Raw genomic sequence first — 17,859 nt, forward strand, 5'->3', positions numbered from 1 at the left:
GGGTTTAAGATATGTCAGAATAGAAGATAAAGGAAAAAGGTTGAAATCAGATTTATGGTAGCGGGTATACATGACAGCAGAAAGGAAAGAGGCATGGTTTCCTTTGACGATGGAAGCACATGCTATTACCGGATCATTCAATCGGACAGGCGCACCCTGGCTCTGCAGGTAACAAAAACGGGAGAGGTTTTCGTCCGGATTCCTAATCGCCTTGCCTTCAGGACCGGGCATGAGCTGGTGCAGAAGAACAGAGACTGGGTATTTGCCCAGTTGGCAAGGGTCAGGACCCCAAGGGAACAGCAGGAATCCTTCCATTGGGCAGATGGGGCTTCCCTGCTTCTTTACGGACACCACCGGGTCCTTGTGGTAAACCCTGATCATAAGAAAAAGTCGTTCTGTGTACAGGCTACAAAGGAGCGATTGGTGGTATCCTGCCCCGGGGGACCCTATGAGGAGAAAGAGCGGGAAGAGGCCCTGGAAGAGGCGGTGAAGCTATGGTACAAACAGGAGGCCAGACGGTATCTGGCGGAAAAAACAGCCAGGTGGTCTGCTGTTATGAAGGTGGACTATGGGAGAATAGCCATTCGGAATCAGGCGACCAGATGGGGAAGCTGCAGTTCCAGAGGAAATTTAAATTTCAACTGGAGGCTTGTGCTGCTTCCCGAGGAGCTGGCCGATTACGTGGTGGTCCATGAACTGGCACACCGCATTCATATGAACCATTCCCATGCATTTTGGGAGGTTGTAGAGAGAGAATTACCGGATTACCGGTTGAGAAGGAGAGAATTAAAGGGCTATGAAGCTGAAGTCTATCAGAAATATTAATATTAAAACAAAGCTCCTGTTTTTAGGGGGATTCAGTATTATGGGATTGGTTTTCATGGGGACGGAATCTGTGTTAACCGCCAGGCAGATCAATGAAGCCAGTACGGAAATCTCCCAGTCCTGGGTGCCTGCCATCATCATTGCTGAAGAGCTGAATACCAGAACATCCGATTACCGCATTAAGGAATATAACCATGTCATCACCGACAATGACAGGGACAGGGACCGCCTGGAAGGGGAAATGGACCAGATCCAGCAAGACATTGCCCAGGGATTTAAGGATTATGAGCTTTATATCACCAATGAATCAGACCGGAAGCTGATGGAGGCAGCGGAAGAGGAATGGAGTAAATACCTGGATTACAGTGACAGTTTACTTGCCGTAAGCCGTGAAAACCGTACCCAGGAAGCTTTTGATATGATCATAGGAGAGTCCAGGCAATTATTCGATGATGCCAGCAACGGGCTTTTAAAGGTGGTGGATTTTAACCGCAAGGGAGCTGAAGCGGCCAGCATTCATGGCGACAGGCTCTACCAGCAGCTCGCAAAAGTGAAGATCATAACCATCTGCCTGATCAGCGGAGTAATTTCTCTTTTGGTCATTTATCTTGTTATTGCTATTGACAAGCCAGTAAAGGCCCTTGTAGAAGGAACCAGGAGAGTTGCCAACGGAGATCTGGAGGTATACCTTCCCTACCGCTCCGAAGACGAGATCGGGATCCTGACCAATTCTGTCAACCAGCTTATTAAGCGGTTAAAGTACATCATTGATGATGAAAAATATTTATTCAGGGAGATCGGAAGTGAAAATTTTGGAGTAAAATCCACCTGTGAGCATGCATACCGGGGAGATTTTGCTCCTATCCTCTACTCCATAACCAGCTTAATGAGCCGGCTGGATGCAGCAAAAAAGCGCAAGGAAAGAGGAGAGTCAGCCGATACGGAAGAAAATGTAAAAGAACAGCTTTCCGGCAAGGCTGTATGCAGGGAGATAACGAAACATGGCAGAAGAAAAATGGATGCTTCAGACAAAAAGGGCTGATTTTGAGGAAATGGCCAGATGCCACCACATCTCACCGGTGACTGCAAGAATCATAAGAAACCGGGATGTGATGGGCAGGGAAGCTGTGAGAAAATATTTATGGGGAGAGTTAAAAGACCTGTACAGCCCTCATCTTTTAAAGGATATGGACAGGACCGTAGGGATTCTGAAGGAGAAGACGGAGCAGTTAAAGCCCATACGGATCGTTGGGGATTACGACATTGACGGTGTTTGCTCCACCTACCTTTTGTATCAGGCGCTGACTAAGGTGGGAGCTGTGGTGGATTATGAGATCCCGGACCGGTTAAAGGATGGATATGGGATCAATGAATCCATTATCAGGGCAGCTGCCGGAGACGGCATAGATACCATACTCACCTGTGACAACGGGATCGCCGCGGTGGAACAGATCAGGCTGGCAAAGGAGCTGGGTCTTACGGTATTAATTACGGACCACCATGATATCATGAAGGAGAACGGCAGGGAGATCCTGCCTCCGGCGGATGCAGTGGTGAATCCGAAACAGGAGGATTGTACCTATCCCTTTCCGGATATCTGCGGGGGAATGGTGGCTTATAAGCTGGTCCAGGCTCTTTATGAAGCCTTTCATGTACCTATGGAGAAGTGGCTGGAAATGGTGGAATTCGCTGCCATAGCAACAGTAGGCGACGTGATGAAGCTTCAGGATGAGAACCGGATCATCGTAAAGGAAGGGCTGAAACGGATGGGGCGGACAAAGAGTCTGGGTCTGTTAAAGCTTATTGAGAGGAATGATCTGGATAAGGAACAGATAACCGCTTATCAGATCGGATTTGTCATCGGTCCCTGTTTAAATGCGGGCGGGCGCCTTCAGACAGCCAAGCTGGCCTTATCCCTGCTTCTTAGCCGGAACGAAGAGGAAGCGGATCAAATGGCCCGGGAATTAAAGGAGCTGAATGACCGGCGCAAGGACATGACAAAGCAGGGGACAAGTGAGGCGGTAGAGCAGGTGGAAGCCCTGTATCGCGGGGATAAGGTTCTGGTGGTTTATCTGCCGGACTGCCATGAATCACTGGCAGGTATCATAGCCGGACGGCTGCGGGAATATTATCAGAAGCCTGCCTTTGTTTTAACCGATGGAGAGGAATGTGTCAAAGGTTCCGGCCGTTCCATTGAAGCCTACCACATGTTTGATGCCCTGGTAAGAGTAAAGGATCTGCTGTTAAAATTCGGGGGCCATCCCATGGCAGCCGGTTTATCCCTCCTTAAGGATCATGTGGATGAATTCCGGAAATGTCTCAATGAACAGGCAAGGCTTACGGAGGAGGATTTCATTCGAAAGGTGTGGATCGATGTTCCCATGCCCTTAGAGTACATAAACGAGCCTTTGATTCAGGAATTGGAGCTGTTGGAGCCATTTGGCCAGGGAAATGAAAAGCCTTTGTTTGCCCAAAAAGGTCTTCATATCCGAAGCGTCCGTGTTTTAGGAAAAAACAGGAATGCCGTAAAATTTTCTCTGGCCACGGATCAGGGAACCCCAATGGATGCCATGCTGTTTGGTGACGGGGATTCTTTTCTGAAAGAGCTGGGAGACAGCCGGATCCTGGATGTGATTTATTATCCTTCCGTAAATGAATACAATGGTAATAAAACGCTGCAGGTAATTATAAGAAATTACAAGATTCCAAGGTGCATATGACAGAGAAAGGGGCCAGACAGATAAAAGAAATCAGGGCGGTTGCCATTGGATAAGGCGGAATGGGAAGCCAGTATGGGGAAATGCTTCATAAAGGTGGAGCAATAGGCATGTTCAGCAAATGTCAAGAGCCAAAGAGGAAGAGGAGAAAGCCTTGACATTGTAAGGAAAAATGTCTTATAATCTACCACAATGGTAATATGGTAAAATTCAAAAGGAAAAGTGAGGGACTGCACATGGTAAATCAGGTTATGAAATTTATCACCGGCTATGATAAGGAAGTGGGAGAAGCCATCGAAAAAGAGTGCGCAAGACAGAGGAGAAATCTGGAATTAATCGCATCAGAAAATATTGTTTCAGAACCGGTCATGATGGCTATGGGAACGGTACTTACCAATAAGTATGCAGAGGGTTATCCGGGAAAGCGTTATTACGGTGGCTGCGAGGATGTGGACATTGTTGAGACCATTGCCATAGAGCGGGGAAAAAAGATATTTGGCTGCGATTATGTCAATGTTCAGCCTCATTCCGGTGCCCAGGCCAATATGGCAGTGTTTCTTGCCATGCTTCAGCCGGGAGATACGGTTATGGGGATGAATTTAAACCATGGCGGCCACTTAACCCATGGAAGTCCCGTTAACTTTTCCGGTTTGTATTTTCATATCGTTCCTTACGGTGTCAACGATGAGGGCTTTCTTGATTATGATGAGATGGAACGGCTGGCGCTTTTGCATAAGCCGAAGCTAATTGTTGCCGGAGCCAGCGCATACGGAAGGGCTATTGACTTTAAGAGGTTCCGGGAAGCAGCTGATAAGGCTGGGGCTTATTTGATGGTGGATATGGCTCATATTGCAGGTCTTGTTGCTGCAGGAGTTCATGAAAGCCCGATTCCCTATGCAGATGTGGTAACCACCACCACTCATAAAACTCTTCGTGGACCGAGAGGCGGAATGATTTTGGCAAATCAGGAAGCTGCGGACAAATTTAATTTCAATAAAGCTATTTTCCCAGGAACCCAGGGAGGTCCTTTGGAGCATGTGATCGCTGGTAAGGCCGTTTGTTTTGGGGAAGCCTTAAAGCCTGAGTTTAAGGCCTATCAGGAACAGGTGGTGAAAAATGCAAAGGCACTGGCTGCCGCACTGATCAGGCAGGGATTCAACATCCTGACAGGCGGTACGGATAACCATTTGATGCTGATTGATTTAAGAGGAATGGAGGTTACAGGAAAGGAACTGCAGAACCGCTGTGATGAAGTTTATCTCACTCTGAACAAAAATGCAGTGCCAAATGACCCAAGAAGTCCCTTTGTGACCTCTGGTGTCCGTGTGGGAACTCCGGCTGTTACCTCAAGAGGCTTAAAGGAAGAGGATATGGAAAAGATCGCCCAGTGCATCTGGCTGGCTGCTACGGATTTTGAAAGCAAAGCTGATTACATCAGAGGCGAAGTGACAAAGATCTGCGAAAAATATCCGCTGTATGAATAGAGGAATATTAAATACTGCGTGACTAATAAGTCACGCAGTATTTTTTAGGAGGAAATTAAAGTTGACAGCTTATGCCTGGTTTTTGAAAGATTCGCAGTCAGTACACTCTTTTTTCGTAGGATTCTTCTCATGAGTTCCTACCTTTATTTTCTCCAGGGTGCAATAATCTTCACTTTTTGCATGATAAGCGCAGTTGTCGATGGAGCATTGGATACATTCGTTTTTTCCGTTTACTAGCATGGGTTAGCCCTCCTTGATTGATTATTACATCTATTATTGTGAACGGAATCAGCTGAAATATGATGGCAATTTTTTCTTCAAAAAAATAGGGTGTTTGAATGGTAAGAGGCCATACTGGTGATTGGACCCGGGAAGGGAATGTGATATACTGTTAAAAAACAGGAGGGGATACGGATGAAGAAAAAATTAATGGTTACAGGATCCCAGGGTTTCCTTGGTGGGAGAATTGCCGCATATTACGAAAAAAACTATGATGTAGTCCCGGTGGGCCATAGGGATCTGGATATTACAGAGGAAGCAGCGGTGTCTGAATATATAAAGAACAAAAATCCTGATGTGGTAATCCACTGCGCCGCTGTATCCAACACCGGGGTATGTAAGGAGAAACCGGAGCTTTCAGAGGCTGTGAACCGAAAGGGAGCTGTGAACATAGCCAAAGCATGCCGGGAGACTGGCAGCACCATGCTTTTTATGAGTTCTGACCAGATTTATGGGGGCAGCAGGAAAAAAGGTCCGAATAAGGAATCCGATGAAGTTCCTCTTATCAATGTTTACGGAGCCCATAAGAAGCAGGCCGAGGATGAAATCCTTCATATTCTGCCTGACGGAATCTGCCTCCGTCTTACCTGGATGTATGATTTTCCGGTAAGGGGCTTAAAAAGCAGCTCCAATCTTCTGACAAACTTATTAAGATCCATGGTGCAGAACAGCCCTATCCGGCTTTCCATTTACGATTACCGGGGAATTACCTGGGCGCAGGAGGTAGTGGCAAACTTGGAGCCAGCCATGAACCTGCCCGGCGGAATCTATAATTTTGGCAGCGAAAGTACCCTTTCCGCTTATGAAATAGGAAGCCGTGTCTTTCATATGCTTGATAAAGCCGGAAACAGAGGGAAATTTGTGATTCCCGATGAAACGGGAGACAAGGACAACCCAAGGAACCTGACCATGGACATAGGAAAACTGAAAGCCCATGGGATTGATTTTTCTGAAACAGCAGCCGGATTTTTGAAATGCCTGAATTCCAGCCCGGAATATGTCCAGGCATTAATCGGAGAATCCATTGTCGAATATTGACGAAATTAATAAAAAACCTGGAAAACCATTGTCAAAACCGGAAGGAGTATGATATACTCTTTCCGGTTTTCTAATATATAACATGGTATTTATAAGTTTTGATAATAAATTAATCAATGTTTTACTGATAGATAAGGGAAAACCGGTAGGAAGACAAAAAGGGAAGGCTTGAGAGTCAGGAGGACAATTCTAATGATTCGATTTAAAAATTATGTAAAAGCGGAAAGCCTGGAGGAAGCCTATGTGCTGAATCAGAAAAAGAGCAGCGTCATAGGCGGAGGCATGATGTGGCTGAAGGTACAGAACCGGGTGAAGATGACGCTTGTGGATTTATCCGGCCTGGGACTTCATGGGATTGAGGAAACGGAAGAGGAATTTTCCATCGGAGCCATGTGCACGCTGCGCCAGATGGAAATTCATGAAGGACTGAACAAATGCTTTAACGGTATTTTCAAGGAATGCACCCGTTCCATTGTGGGAGTTCAGTTCCGCAACGGAGCCACTGTAGGAGGAAGTGTATACGGCCGGTTCGGATTTTCTGATATAATCACTTGTCTGCTGGCCCTTGATACCGATGTGGAACTATACCGGGGAGGCCTGGTTCCCTTAAAAGAATTCTGCCGGATGAAGGGTGACAGGGATATCCTGGTGCGAATTCATATTAAAAAGGATGGAAGAAGGGCGGCCTACGGATCCCAGCGTATGACAAAGACAGATTTTCCCGTGATTGCCTGCTGTGTGGCCAGGAAAGAAGGAAACTTCTATGTTTCAGTAGGAGCCAGGCCAGGAAGGGCAGAACTGGTGGTTCTTGATGAAACCCAGGATTGCCAATGGGAAGAGCTTGCAAAAAGGGCATCCGACGGCTTTTGCTATGGTTCCAATATGAGAGGAAGCGGAGCGTACCGGAAGCATTTGGCTGAAATATATATCAGACGGCTTATGGAAGGGCTGGATCAGGAGGAACGGTAAATGGAAATAGAATTCACACTGAATGGAAAACTGACCTATGAGGTGATCACAGATGACACCACCTTATTCCAGCTTCTTCGAAGAAAGGGCTGCTACAGCGTAAAATGCGGCTGTGAAACGGAAAACTGCGGACTTTGTACGGTGCTTGTCAATGGAAAATCAAGGCTTACCTGTTCCTTTCTGGCGGCAAGGGCCAATGGCTGCGAAGTGGTAACCTTAGAAGGAGTGGAGCAGGAAGCAAAGGAATTCGGTGCATATCTGGCCGCCGAAGGAGCGGAGCAGTGCGGTTTTTGCAGTCCAGGTCTTATTTTGAATGTGCTTGCAATGGAAAAGGAAGAAACGGCTCTTAATGACCAGGGAATCAAAGAGTATCTGGCAGGAAATTTATGCCGGTGCAGCGGTTATATGGGACAGCTTCGTGCGGTGAAGAACTATTTAAGCAGAGGGGGGAAAAGGGATGAATTATAAAATGCGTATGGTCAATACTTCTGTGATAAAAAAGGATTCCATGGCTCTGGTGACAGGAAAGCCTGTGTATACCGATGACCTGGCTCCCGCGGATTGTCTTATCGTAAAAGTGCTCAGAAGCCCCCACGCCCACGCACTGATCAAGGAAATCCATAAGGAAAAGGCAGAGAAAGTGGCTGGGATTGCCTGTATCCTGACCTACCAGGATGTGCCTCAGAAACGCTTTACCATGGCTGGCCAGTCTTATCCGGAGCCAAGCCCCTATGACAGGCTGATCCTGGATCAGCGGATGCGCTTTGTTGGAGATGCGGCTGCCATTGTAGCCGGTGAGACAGAAGAGGCGGTGGACCATGCCATGCGGCTCCTTACGGTGGAGTATGAGGTTTTGGAACCGGTGCTGGATTTTAAGCAGGCAAAGGACCATCCGGTACTTATCCATCCGGAGGAGGACTGGAAAAGTCTCTGTCCCGTAGGTGCGGACAACAAAAGAAACTTGTGCGCTTCCGGTGAGGAAGCCCATGGGGATGTGGATGAAGTTTTAAAACAGTGCGATTATGTGGTGGAACAGGTTTACCATACAAAGGCCAATCAGCAGGCAATGATGGAAACCTTCCGTGCCTATTCCTATCTGGATGCCTACGGGCGTTTGAATATGGTAGCCTCCACACAGGTCCCCTTTCATGTGAGAAGGATTCTGGCTCATGCTCTGGATGTTCCAAAATCCCGGATCCGCATCATCAAGCCCCGGATTGGTGGAGGCTTCGGTGCAAAGCAGACAGTGGTGGCTGAGGTTTATCCGGCCATTGTGACCATGAAGACCGGCAGGCCGGCTGAAATGATCTACAGCCGGTATGAATCACAGATCGCCTCTTCTCCCCGTCATGAGATGGAAATCCATGTACGGGCAGGGGCAGATAAGGCGGGAATCTTACAGGCCATCGATGTGTATACCCTGTCAAATACAGGGGCATACGGGGAACACGGCCCTACCACAGTAGGATTATCCGGTCATAAGACCATCCCCCTTTACCGGACGCCAAAGGCCTTTCGCTTTGCATATGACGTGGTTTATACCAACCGTATGTCTTCCGGCGCATACCGGGGGTACGGGGCCACTCAGGGAATCTTTGCTGTGGAATCAGCGGTCAATGAACTGGCAAAGAAGATGGGAATGGATTCCGTAAAATTTAGGGAACAGAACATGGTTAAGGAAGGAGATGTTATGCCTGCCTACTATGGGGAGACGGTAAGAAGCTGTGCCCTGGACCGTTGTATGGCCCGGGCAAAGGAGATGATCCGCTGGGATGAGAAATATCCGGGAATCGATATGGGGAATGGGAAGGTACGGGGCGTAGGGGTTGCCATGGCCATGCAGGGTTCCGCGATTTCCGGAGTGGATGTCGCTTCTGTGGAACTGCGCCTCAATGATGACGGCTTCTATACCCTTTTAATCGGCGCTTCCGATATGGGAACAGGATGTGACACAACACTTGCCCAGGTAGCGGCCGACTGCCTGGAATGTGATTTTGATGAGATCGTGGTCCATGGGACGGATACGGATATTTCCCCCTATGATTCCGGTTCATATGCTTCCAGTACCATGTATCTCACGGGAATGGCCGTGGTAAAGGCCTGCGGTGAGATGCGGGAAAAAATCATAAGAAAAGGAGCACAATACCTTGACTGTCCGGAGGATTCCCTGGAGTTTGATGGTAAGAGGGTATACCAGCAGGCGGGTAAGCTGGAAATATCTTTAAAGGATATCGGAAACAGGATCATGTGTTTTAATGAAGACATGCTCTCTGCCGGTGCCTGCCATACCTCTCCGGTTTCACCTCCACCTTTTATGGTTGGCATGGCTGAGGTTGAAGTGGATCAAGAGACCGGTGAGGTAGAACTTTTGGATTACGTAGCTGTGGTGGACTGCGGGACCACCATTAATCCTAATCTGGCCAGGATTCAGACCGAAGGCGGAATCGCCCAGGGCATTGGCATGGCCATGTATGAAGAGGTCTCTTATTCCGCCAAGGGGCAGTTGCTTCAGAATTCCTTTATGCAGTACAAGATTCCCAGCAGACAGGATGTGGGAGATATCCGGGTGGAATTTGAAAGCAGCTATGAGCCTACAGGGCCATTTGGGGCAAAATCCATTGGTGAAATCGTGATCAATACCCCTTCTCCCGCCATTGCAGATGCAGTGGCCAATGCGGTAGGTGTAAGAATCAGGGAGCTGCCTGTGACAGCAGAAAAGGTATACTGGGGAATGAAGGAATAATCAGAAGCCTATGGGTTGGGTTTTTCCCGGGGCGTGTGAAAGAATAAAGGGAAAGTACCGGACGTTTTGAGTCCGGCACTTTCCTTTTTTTGATAAAAACTATCAAAACTCTCTATTGACGTGGGATCGTATTGATAATAACATGGATGTATCATTGGGAAAAAGAAGGGAGGGAAGGGGTTATGGGAGTTTTGATACGGGCAGAGGACGTCTGCAAGGATTATGATGCGGGGGAGGTCAAGGTACAGGCTTTAAGGAATGTGTCCTTTGAGATCAACCGGGGGGAATTTATTGTGATCCTGGGGCCTAGCGGGTCTGGGAAAAGCACCCTTTTAAATATATTGGGAGGAATTGAAACGGTTACCGGGGGAACTGTTTATTATGACGGCACGCCTCTTTCCTGGGGAGATTTAAAGAGCCTTACGGCCTACCGCCGGGCTCATGCCGGGTTCATCTTCCAGTTTTATAATCTTATGCCGGGGCTGACGGCCCTGGAAAATGTACAGTTGGCTGCGGAGCTGTCCAGGGACCCTCTGGATCCGGAGACACTGCTTTTGCAGGTAGGGCTTTCAGACAGGGCCGGCCATTTTCCAAGCAGGCTTTCGGGAGGGCAGCAGCAGAGAGTGGCCATTGCCAGGGCCTTATGCAAGAATCCAGATATCCTTCTCTGCGACGAACCTACGGGAGCCTTGGACAGCGGTACCGGAAGCCAGATTCTAAAGCTGCTGTCTGATTTTAACAGGCAGTATGAAAAGACCGTGATTCTTATTACCCATAATGAGAACATTGCAGAAATCGCAGACCGGGTTTTATACTTTAAGGATGGCTGTCTGGAAAGGGTCCGTGTCAATGAACGGCCCATAAAGCCGGAGGAGGTGGTCTGGTAGTGAAAAGCTTCCGAAAGAATGTGGTCCGGTGCGCCAGACAAAATCCAGGGTCTTTTTTGGGGGCGGTTTTCATCATTGCCATCGGTATCTTTGTTTATGTTGCCATGATGGATACCTTAAAAAACTTAGGGGATCAGGTACAGCGTTACTATGACGCAAGTGCCATGGCGGATGTGTTTGCCCAGGTTTCAGGAATATCGGAGGTGGACTTGGAGCGGTTAAAGGAGATTCCGGGGATCGAAGAGGCTTCCGGGAAAATGGCTGTTGATGTAAGACTGTTTGCCCCCTCCCAGACAGAAATCGTCACGGTGCATCTGCTTTCTTACGATCCCTCCGGTCCGTTAAATAAGCTGATGGTCAAAGGGAGTGGGACGGGTAAGGACCGCATTTTTCTGGGGAACCGGATGGCTGGAATCTATGGATACGAAAACGGGACGTCTCTCACCCTTATGATCAATGGGAAAAGCGTTAAATGTGAACTGGCCGGGACCTGTTACGGCCCGGAATACATATATGCCATTCCTCCGGGAGGAGCCATGATACCTGATGGGGAGATTTATGACATTGCCTGCCTGGAAAAAAGCAGGATGGAGGAATTGACAGGGAAAAAGGATTCCATGAATGAGCTGGGATTCCGGCTGGCAAAAGGATACACCTACGAAGACGTGCGCTACCAGCTCATGGACCGTCTTTCCGGATATGGCCTGATCTCTCTGACTTCCAGGGAAAACCAGGCCAGCTATCAAATGGTAAAGGGTGAAATCAATGAGCTGTATTCTATGGGAACAGTGCTGCCCTTTCTTTTTATGTCCATATCCGTGTTTATGCTTTATGTGGTGTTAAAGAAGATGATAGACAGGGATCAGAGTCTCATAGGCACCATGAAATCCTTTGGAATGAGAGACGGGGAATTGATTTTGGCCTACCTTTACCAGGGAGCTGAGGTTGGCGTTTTCGGTGCTCTGGCGGGAAGCATTCTGGCGGTTCCCTTTGGCCGGTTTATGTTTCATATGTATGTGGATTTTTTTAACTTACCGGACACGGTTTATCACAGCTATATGAATACAAGGGTAAGCGGTATGGGAATTGCAGTGGGGACCGGGCTGCTGGCAGTATATTTAGGGGTGAGAGGTATCTTAAAAATCACTCCTGCCCAGGCTATGAGGGCAAAAGCTCCTTCAGCTGCAGGAAATTTTAGGCTTCCACATTTTTGGGCTGCCAGACTTGGAGCCATGGAGAAAATGGGACTTCGCTCTGTGGTGAGAAACCCTTTCCGTGGTTTTCTGATCATTTTGGCCATTGCATTCCCTTTTTCCATGTCTTCCGTACTTTTCTCCTTTAAAGGAGTCGCTGATCAGATGTTTTTCGACCAGTTCAGCAAGGTGCAAACCTATGATATCCAGATTTCCCTGGACCGCTTTGTCTCTCCCATCCGTGGGGAATCTGCAGGGGAGGGGATAAGGGGAGTGAGAAAAAGTGAGGCAGTTCTCCAGAAGGCAGTGGAATTAAAGCATGAAAATCTATCGGAGTTTGCCATGGTCTACGGCCTGAACCAGGGATCTGACATGTGGAGGATCATGGATCTCTACGAACGGTTTTATGAGCCGCCGGATGATGGGATCCTCATTAACAGCCGGATCGCAAAAAAGCTTCATTTGAAAGAAGGGGACCTTATGGAAGTAACGGTTCCCGGCCTGACCGCGGAAGGAGTGAAGGTTCCGGTAAAGGCAGTCATAAAAGAGAGCCTGGGCGGCGGCTGCTATATGTCGGCAAAGGGATTTTACCGCTTTTTTGGATCCGTCCCAATGGCGGGAACCATATTGTTGAAGGTGGAGAAGGGAAAGCTTGACGAAGTCCGGGAAGAGCTTTTAAAAACAAGCCGTGTCACCTGGATGGTGGATACCGGACGCATCATAGGCGGCTACCGGGACATCATGGGCAGTATGATGGCAATGGTCCAGATGTTTTCCTTTATGGCTGTAGCGGCAGGAGGGGTCCTTATTTATAATATTTCCATGATCAATATCAGGGAACGGATCTCAGAGCTTGGAACGTTTATCATCATGGGAGGAACGGATCGGGAGATCGGAAGGATTCTGCTGTTTGAACAGGTGGTTTACTTTATCCTGGGGATTGTTTTGGGAGTGTTGGGAAGCATTGGGGTGAAATACCTTCTGGAGCATCTGGTCATTTCCGATTCCTATACCATTGATCTGGCGATACGGCCCTCCTGTTATGGGATCGCATTACTTACCTGTCTTGCAATGACAGGGGCCTCCTTGCTGGCCCAGACGCGGTTTGTAAGAAAAATAAAACTCACAGATATATTAAAGGAAAGGGAGTAGGCTTATGAAGATCCGATTGGATGGCAGGAAAAAGATATTATGCTTTCTGGCGGCAGGAATCCTCCTTGCATTGGCCATAGGCAGGACTGCATTGAAAAGCTTTCGGGGGGCCCCGGTGGAAACCGCAGCAGCCTCTTATGATACCGTTGAAGACCGTTATACAGAGGAAGGGACCATTACGGCAGGAGGGGAATACCGCCTGGTTTCTGATGTGTCAGGGCCCGTAAAAGAGGTGTTGGTCAGGGAAAATGATGGGGTAAAGGCAGGAGATGTTCTGTTTACCATCGATGATAAGGATTTACTGCATGAAAAATCCCTTTGTGAAAGCACTCTGGCAGGATATAAAGCCAAGTTGGAGCAGAGCCGCATCGGGCAGGTGATGGCATCGTCGCCTCAGGAGTATTTAGATTCAGTAAGGGCGGATGTGGCTGTAAAGGAAGCGGATTACCAGGCAGCCAAAACCCTTTCTGACGCTTCCCAATCCCTGTATTCTGCCGGCAGCATTTCCAAAATAGAGTGGGAGAAGAACCGGGCTACATATGAGTATGCTACACTGGCATGGGAGCAGGCAAAGGGCCGCTATGAGGAGAGCCGCCGGTTTTTAGAGAGTTTAAAGGCAGGGGGGATTGATGAAACCACCATTAACGGAAGGTTTTATGAAAGTGTGGAAGAACAGTTAAAGGCCCAGATCAAATCCCAGGAAACGACCATGGAGCAACTGGAGGACCGATTGAAAAAGTGTGTGGTGGCAGCAGACCGGGATGGGATCATCACCTCCCTGCCGGTTGCGGATATTTCCTACATTCAGGCAGGAGAAACTGCTTTGACCATTAGCGGTAGGGGAAAAGTCCAGATAGAGTCTGACGTGCTCACCAGCATAGCGCCTTATCTTTCTCCTGGTGATAAGGTAACTGTAGTCCTGCAGCTTAAAAATCAGGATAAAATATATGGAGGCACCATAAGCCAGGTCTATGATTATGCGTCCAAAGGAACTTCCGCCCTGGGAATGGATGAATACAGGGTGCACGTGAAAATGGATATGGATGAGGATCCGGACCTGGAAGGAAAGGAAGGATATGGAGCTAACATACGTTTCACTTTGTATCAGGGGGAAAACAAGCTGGTGATTCCTTCAAGTGCTGTGTTTGAGGTGGATGACAGTAATTTCGTGTTTGTCATCAAAAACGGAAAGGCAGAAAAGCTGCCGGTAGAGGTGGAATATAAAACCGCCTCCCAGACGGTTATTAAGGAAGGGCTGACAAAGGGGCAGGTGGTCATTGATCATGTGGATTCGGAAGCGATTTATGAAGGAGCCAAGGTATATGCTGGTTCATAAATATAAAAAGAAGGCAGCACCTGGTACTCCGTGCTGCCTTCTTTATAATGGTATTTATATTAGCTTATATCAGCTTATTTTATCTTTTCGTATCCGGATTCCTTGATGGTTCCGTCGCTGTTGGTCTTGTAGTATTTGCCGTCGCCATCCTGAATATTTGTTTTGCCCTTAGCAAGCTTTCCGCTTGTACCGACCAAGTATTCCTTGCCATTATATTCCACTACTTTATACTTCTCATCTTTGTCAGCCTTGATCAGTCTGCCCTGTACGTAGATGCTGTCATCAGTGATGGAATTGTAGCCGGCACCCTTGTTGCTTCCGGCTTTGCGGAAGTTATAGGTGTAATTCTCTCCGTCGATATCAATGTTGGTCTTGCCGGTTGCCATGGCGCCTTCCTTTGGAGATGTGCCGAAGTAGTAAACCTCTGCTGCATCATCGGCTGCCGGGAAATCGCTTTCTGTTTCGATCTCGTCGTAGGTTGCGATGGTTTTACCTGATTCAAAGGTCAGCTTATAAAGGCCCTTAAGCATTTCTCCCTTTTCGTTGAACCCATAGCTTAATCCATTAATGCTCTTGATCTGGCTTGTTGTCAGCTGTCCGTTGCTGGATGCGTAGAACCAGTATTCGGTGCCGTCTTCATAAGCTTCCTGATCAACATCTTCTCCAGGAACGGTCTTGAACCAGCCTTTTGCAAGCCAGCACTGTTCGGGAAGATTATAATACTGGTTTGCGGAACTTGAGGTAGAAGCAGAAGCAATATCATACCATTCTGATTCAGCAGCACCATTTTCATTGAAACGGTATTTTAAACCGTTGATAGTTTTGGTGGTATCCTTAACTTTCTTGCCGTTGGTGCCGAAATAAAACCAGTAGGCTCCGTTAAAGTTATCTTTTTCGTTTTCAGAGTCTTCCACTTCAATGGATCTCCAGCCATTAGACTGAGCGCCGTCAGAGGAATCTCCCAAGTAATAGATTCCGTCCTTCCATGCATCGTCTCCGGTCTGGCGTGCGGATTCTTCGTTGACCCAGCCAAACAGCATCCGTCCCTCGGTATCAAAGGCATAGTTATGGAATTCACCGTTGGCGATTTTTATGGATTTAAAGGACGTCCTGCCAGAGGTAGGAGCTTTAAAGGCCTTTCCGTTGCTGCCAAAGTAGTACCAGTATGTATCTGGTTCATCCTCTTCATCCTGGTCGGAAGGGACTTCCCTCCATTCATTTGTAACCATGGCACCGGATGAATTTACATAATAGTAATTGTCATCGGATTCAATTAAGCTGCTGGTAGCCAGTTCGCCATCTTCGTTCAGATAGAACCAGTTGTCACCGGACTTGCGCCAGGATTCTGTTGCCAGGTCTCCGTTGGAGTCCCGGTATACCCAGGTGTTATTTTCCTCTGCCCATCCCTGTGCAGCAAAGGAGGTCATGGATGCACCTATGGTAAATAGAGCTGCGGCGCAGGGAATCAGCCATTTAAGTTTCTGTTTTCTCATGTTTGTTCTCCTTTCATAAGAACCCCTTTTTGTTGCAATGTCAGCGTTTTTTTGCTGATGGAATGACTTTAAACCATGGAGCAGGTCCAAGGTCAAGGGATGTAAAAAAGGCGTAAGAATGCGTAAGAAACGCCGGAGAAGTTAAGAAAACCGTAATCTTACCGGATTCTGGAAACTCAGTATACTGCTGGAAAAAAAGGGATGAAAGGCATTGCTTTCCGTACCCCAAAGGGCATAAAAAAAAGACAGGATTTCCTGTCTTTTCTGAATATATCATACCATAAAAATGACTTTTTTTCAAGTCTTGTATTTCCCGCCTGCCAGGAGTAGACTTGTTATTTATCAAAAGAAAGGAGTGATTTTTATGGATGACAGGAAATGGCTTCAGACTGCGAACGATGGCTTCCAGATTGCCAGGGTGAAAGCAGCCAACGATTATACGAAAAGGTTTGGACTTGCTTTGACGGATGAGGAGGCAGCCTTACTGGTGAGAGAGAGAAAGGATGCATTAAAGGAACAGGAACGGGTGGAATTCGGAGAGGGAATCCTTCCGAAGCTGATTTTTGCATTCTGCGATTCCCCCTACATTTATCAGGACAATTACGTGGATACCCTGGGAAGGCTCCAGGACATGTTTTATTTATATAAAAATGAATCATTGGATGAGATTACCGATGATGAACTCATTGAATTCATGAAAAATCAGTTTGACGGACCCTGCCAGGGATCCCTTGATCATCTGGAGGATACCGGGCTGGAGTCCTTTGCCAGACGGGTCCGATTTGGAGATGACGTATATGAAGAAGATGAAGAAGATGAAGAAGATGATGAGTTTTGAAACGGAGGAATTGATTCCCATAGTGGCAGAGCTGGCAGATAAATATACGGGAAAGGAAAGCACCTCCATCCCCTATGATAAGGCAAGACAGTTTATGGAAGCTGTCTTATACTGCATCCGTGAATATGAAGCAGCACAGGAGGAAATGCAGATGCTTCTTTCCCCTGAAAGGCTGCCGGATCCCAAAATCGTATACGGTCTGGGCTATGAAAAGGTCCTTAAGAAAGTAAGGGAAACCCAAATCCTGTACAACGAAATTATCCCAGATTTTAAATATTACGGGAACAGGTGTTATTACGATACGTTTGTAAAAGGCATTCCTTCCTTTTTTCTGTATTATGATCCCCGTTTTCAGCCACAGCATCACATCCTTACTCTGGATTACCCTGTTTTGTATCCAATGAATTCCCTGTGTGGAATTGATGCTGTCAGTGTCTTTGTCAAATGCATCCGTCTGGAGCAGGTTTTTTTGGGGAAATTGCCGCAGGAGTATGTGCTCCATGTGCTGAAGGCCTATTCTCCTGATTATGAGGAGCTGATTGTCAACCTGACAGGCATTGTGCTGCGGAATATTCTGGGCTGCCAGATAGCAGGTAAAAGGATTACTGCACTAGGATATACATCTGAAGAGCTGGAACGGCTGATGGAATGTGTAAGGCAGAATACCGTTGACTCCTTGGAACAAAAGCTGAAGGGATTGGTTGATGGACTGATGTGGTCCGGATATGAAGGAGAAGAAAAATTGGGGAATTATCTAAAGTCCTGTCTCCGTGATATTAGCGTAGAGCTGAAAAATGGTTTGGAAAACCGGTGCCTGGATTCCATACTTGCTATATAAATGCCAGACGGAGAGGGAAGGGATGGGGCAAAAGGGCAGGCCGTTAAACCATCATGCCCGTAAAATA

Annotated in this window: 15 protein-coding genes; 13 read left to right on the forward strand and 2 right to left on the reverse strand. The window is 47.5% G+C overall.

Going from position 1 to position 17,859, the window contains the following annotated elements; genetic code table 11:
• The first annotated feature begins 54 nt into the window (after positions 1-54).
• From CLOSA_RS03420 to glyA, 4 genes are all read left to right on the forward strand, one after another.
• On the forward strand, positions 55-825 hold the full coding sequence (locus CLOSA_RS03420) for a M48 family metallopeptidase (protein WP_242647778.1): 771 nt from the start codon (positions 55-57) through the stop codon (positions 823-825).
• Positions 797-1,867: an MCP four helix bundle domain-containing protein gene (locus CLOSA_RS03425; RefSeq protein WP_013271376.1), complete on the forward strand. Its 1,071-nt coding sequence runs from the start codon at positions 797-799 to the stop codon at positions 1,865-1,867. The genes CLOSA_RS03420 and CLOSA_RS03425 overlap by 29 nt, the downstream gene beginning before the upstream one ends.
• Positions 1,827-3,545, forward strand: a complete 1,719-nt coding sequence (gene recJ, locus CLOSA_RS03430; RefSeq protein ID WP_013271377.1) for a single-stranded-DNA-specific exonuclease RecJ — start codon at positions 1,827-1,829, stop codon at positions 3,543-3,545. Before CLOSA_RS03425 ends, recJ begins: the two co-directional genes overlap by 41 nt.
• 233 nt (positions 3,546-3,778) lie before the next feature.
• A complete protein-coding gene (gene glyA, locus CLOSA_RS03435; protein ID WP_013271378.1) occupies positions 3,779-5,026 on the forward strand; it encodes a serine hydroxymethyltransferase in 1,248 nt (415 codons plus the stop codon).
• A 69-nt stretch (positions 5,027-5,095) separates the two neighbouring features.
• Here the strand turns inward: glyA and CLOSA_RS22040 are convergent, their stop codons facing one another.
• Positions 5,096-5,266 (reverse strand): DUF1540 domain-containing protein, encoded by a 171-nt coding sequence (locus CLOSA_RS22040; protein ID WP_013271379.1) that lies wholly within the window; start codon positions 5,264-5,266, stop codon positions 5,096-5,098.
• Positions 5,267-5,440: 174 nt separating this feature from the next.
• On the opposite strand from CLOSA_RS22040, the gene CLOSA_RS03440 reads away from it, so the two are divergent.
• The 7 genes from CLOSA_RS03440 (at position 5,441) to CLOSA_RS03470 (ending at position 14,623) form a co-directional block, all read left to right on the forward strand.
• On the forward strand, positions 5,441-6,343 hold the full coding sequence (locus tag CLOSA_RS03440) for an SDR family oxidoreductase (protein WP_013271380.1): 903 nt from the start codon (positions 5,441-5,443) through the stop codon (positions 6,341-6,343).
• Positions 6,344-6,535: 192 nt separating this feature from the next.
• Positions 6,536-7,312 (forward strand): FAD binding domain-containing protein, encoded by a 777-nt coding sequence (locus CLOSA_RS03445; protein WP_013271381.1) that lies wholly within the window; start codon positions 6,536-6,538, stop codon positions 7,310-7,312.
• Complete coding sequence (locus tag CLOSA_RS03450; protein ID WP_013271382.1) at positions 7,313-7,780, forward strand: (2Fe-2S)-binding protein; 468 nt, start codon at positions 7,313-7,315, stop codon at positions 7,778-7,780.
• Position 7,781: 1 nt separating this feature from the next.
• Positions 7,782-10,055, forward strand: a complete 2,274-nt coding sequence (locus CLOSA_RS03455; RefSeq protein ID WP_041708858.1) for a xanthine dehydrogenase family protein molybdopterin-binding subunit — start codon at positions 7,782-7,784, stop codon at positions 10,053-10,055.
• 182 nt (positions 10,056-10,237) lie between these two features.
• Complete coding sequence (locus CLOSA_RS03460; protein ID WP_013271384.1) at positions 10,238-10,942, forward strand: ABC transporter ATP-binding protein; 705 nt, start codon at positions 10,238-10,240, stop codon at positions 10,940-10,942.
• Positions 10,942-13,287, forward strand: coding sequence for an ABC transporter permease (locus tag CLOSA_RS03465; protein WP_013271385.1), 2,346 nt, complete (start codon positions 10,942-10,944; stop codon positions 13,285-13,287). The genes CLOSA_RS03460 and CLOSA_RS03465 overlap by 1 nt, the downstream gene beginning before the upstream one ends.
• Positions 13,288-13,291: 4 nt before the next feature.
• A complete protein-coding gene (locus tag CLOSA_RS03470; RefSeq protein WP_013271386.1) occupies positions 13,292-14,623 on the forward strand; it encodes an efflux RND transporter periplasmic adaptor subunit in 1,332 nt (443 codons plus the stop codon).
• Between the two features lie 74 nt (positions 14,624-14,697).
• Here CLOSA_RS03470 and CLOSA_RS03475 read toward each other — a convergent pair whose 3' ends face one another.
• Positions 14,698-16,116 carry an N-acetylmuramoyl-L-alanine amidase family protein gene (locus tag CLOSA_RS03475; RefSeq protein WP_013271387.1) on the reverse strand — a complete coding sequence of 473 codons (1,419 nt, stop codon included), beginning with the start codon at positions 16,114-16,116 and terminating at the stop codon, positions 14,698-14,700.
• Positions 16,117-16,480: 364 nt separating this feature from the next.
• On the opposite strand from CLOSA_RS03475, the gene CLOSA_RS03485 reads away from it, so the two are divergent.
• Positions 16,481-16,954: a DUF6323 family protein gene (locus CLOSA_RS03485; protein WP_013271388.1), complete on the forward strand. Its 474-nt coding sequence runs from the start codon at positions 16,481-16,483 to the stop codon at positions 16,952-16,954.
• On the forward strand, positions 16,914-17,792 hold the full coding sequence (locus CLOSA_RS03490) for a DUF6179 domain-containing protein (RefSeq protein ID WP_013271389.1): 879 nt from the start codon (positions 16,914-16,916) through the stop codon (positions 17,790-17,792). The genes CLOSA_RS03485 and CLOSA_RS03490 overlap by 41 nt, the downstream gene beginning before the upstream one ends.
• Positions 17,793-17,859 lie beyond the last annotated feature (67 nt).

The sequence above is a fragment of the [Clostridium] saccharolyticum WM1 genome (assembly GCF_000144625.1).
Lineage (GTDB): Bacteria > Bacillota > Clostridia > Lachnospirales > Lachnospiraceae > Lacrimispora > Lacrimispora saccharolytica.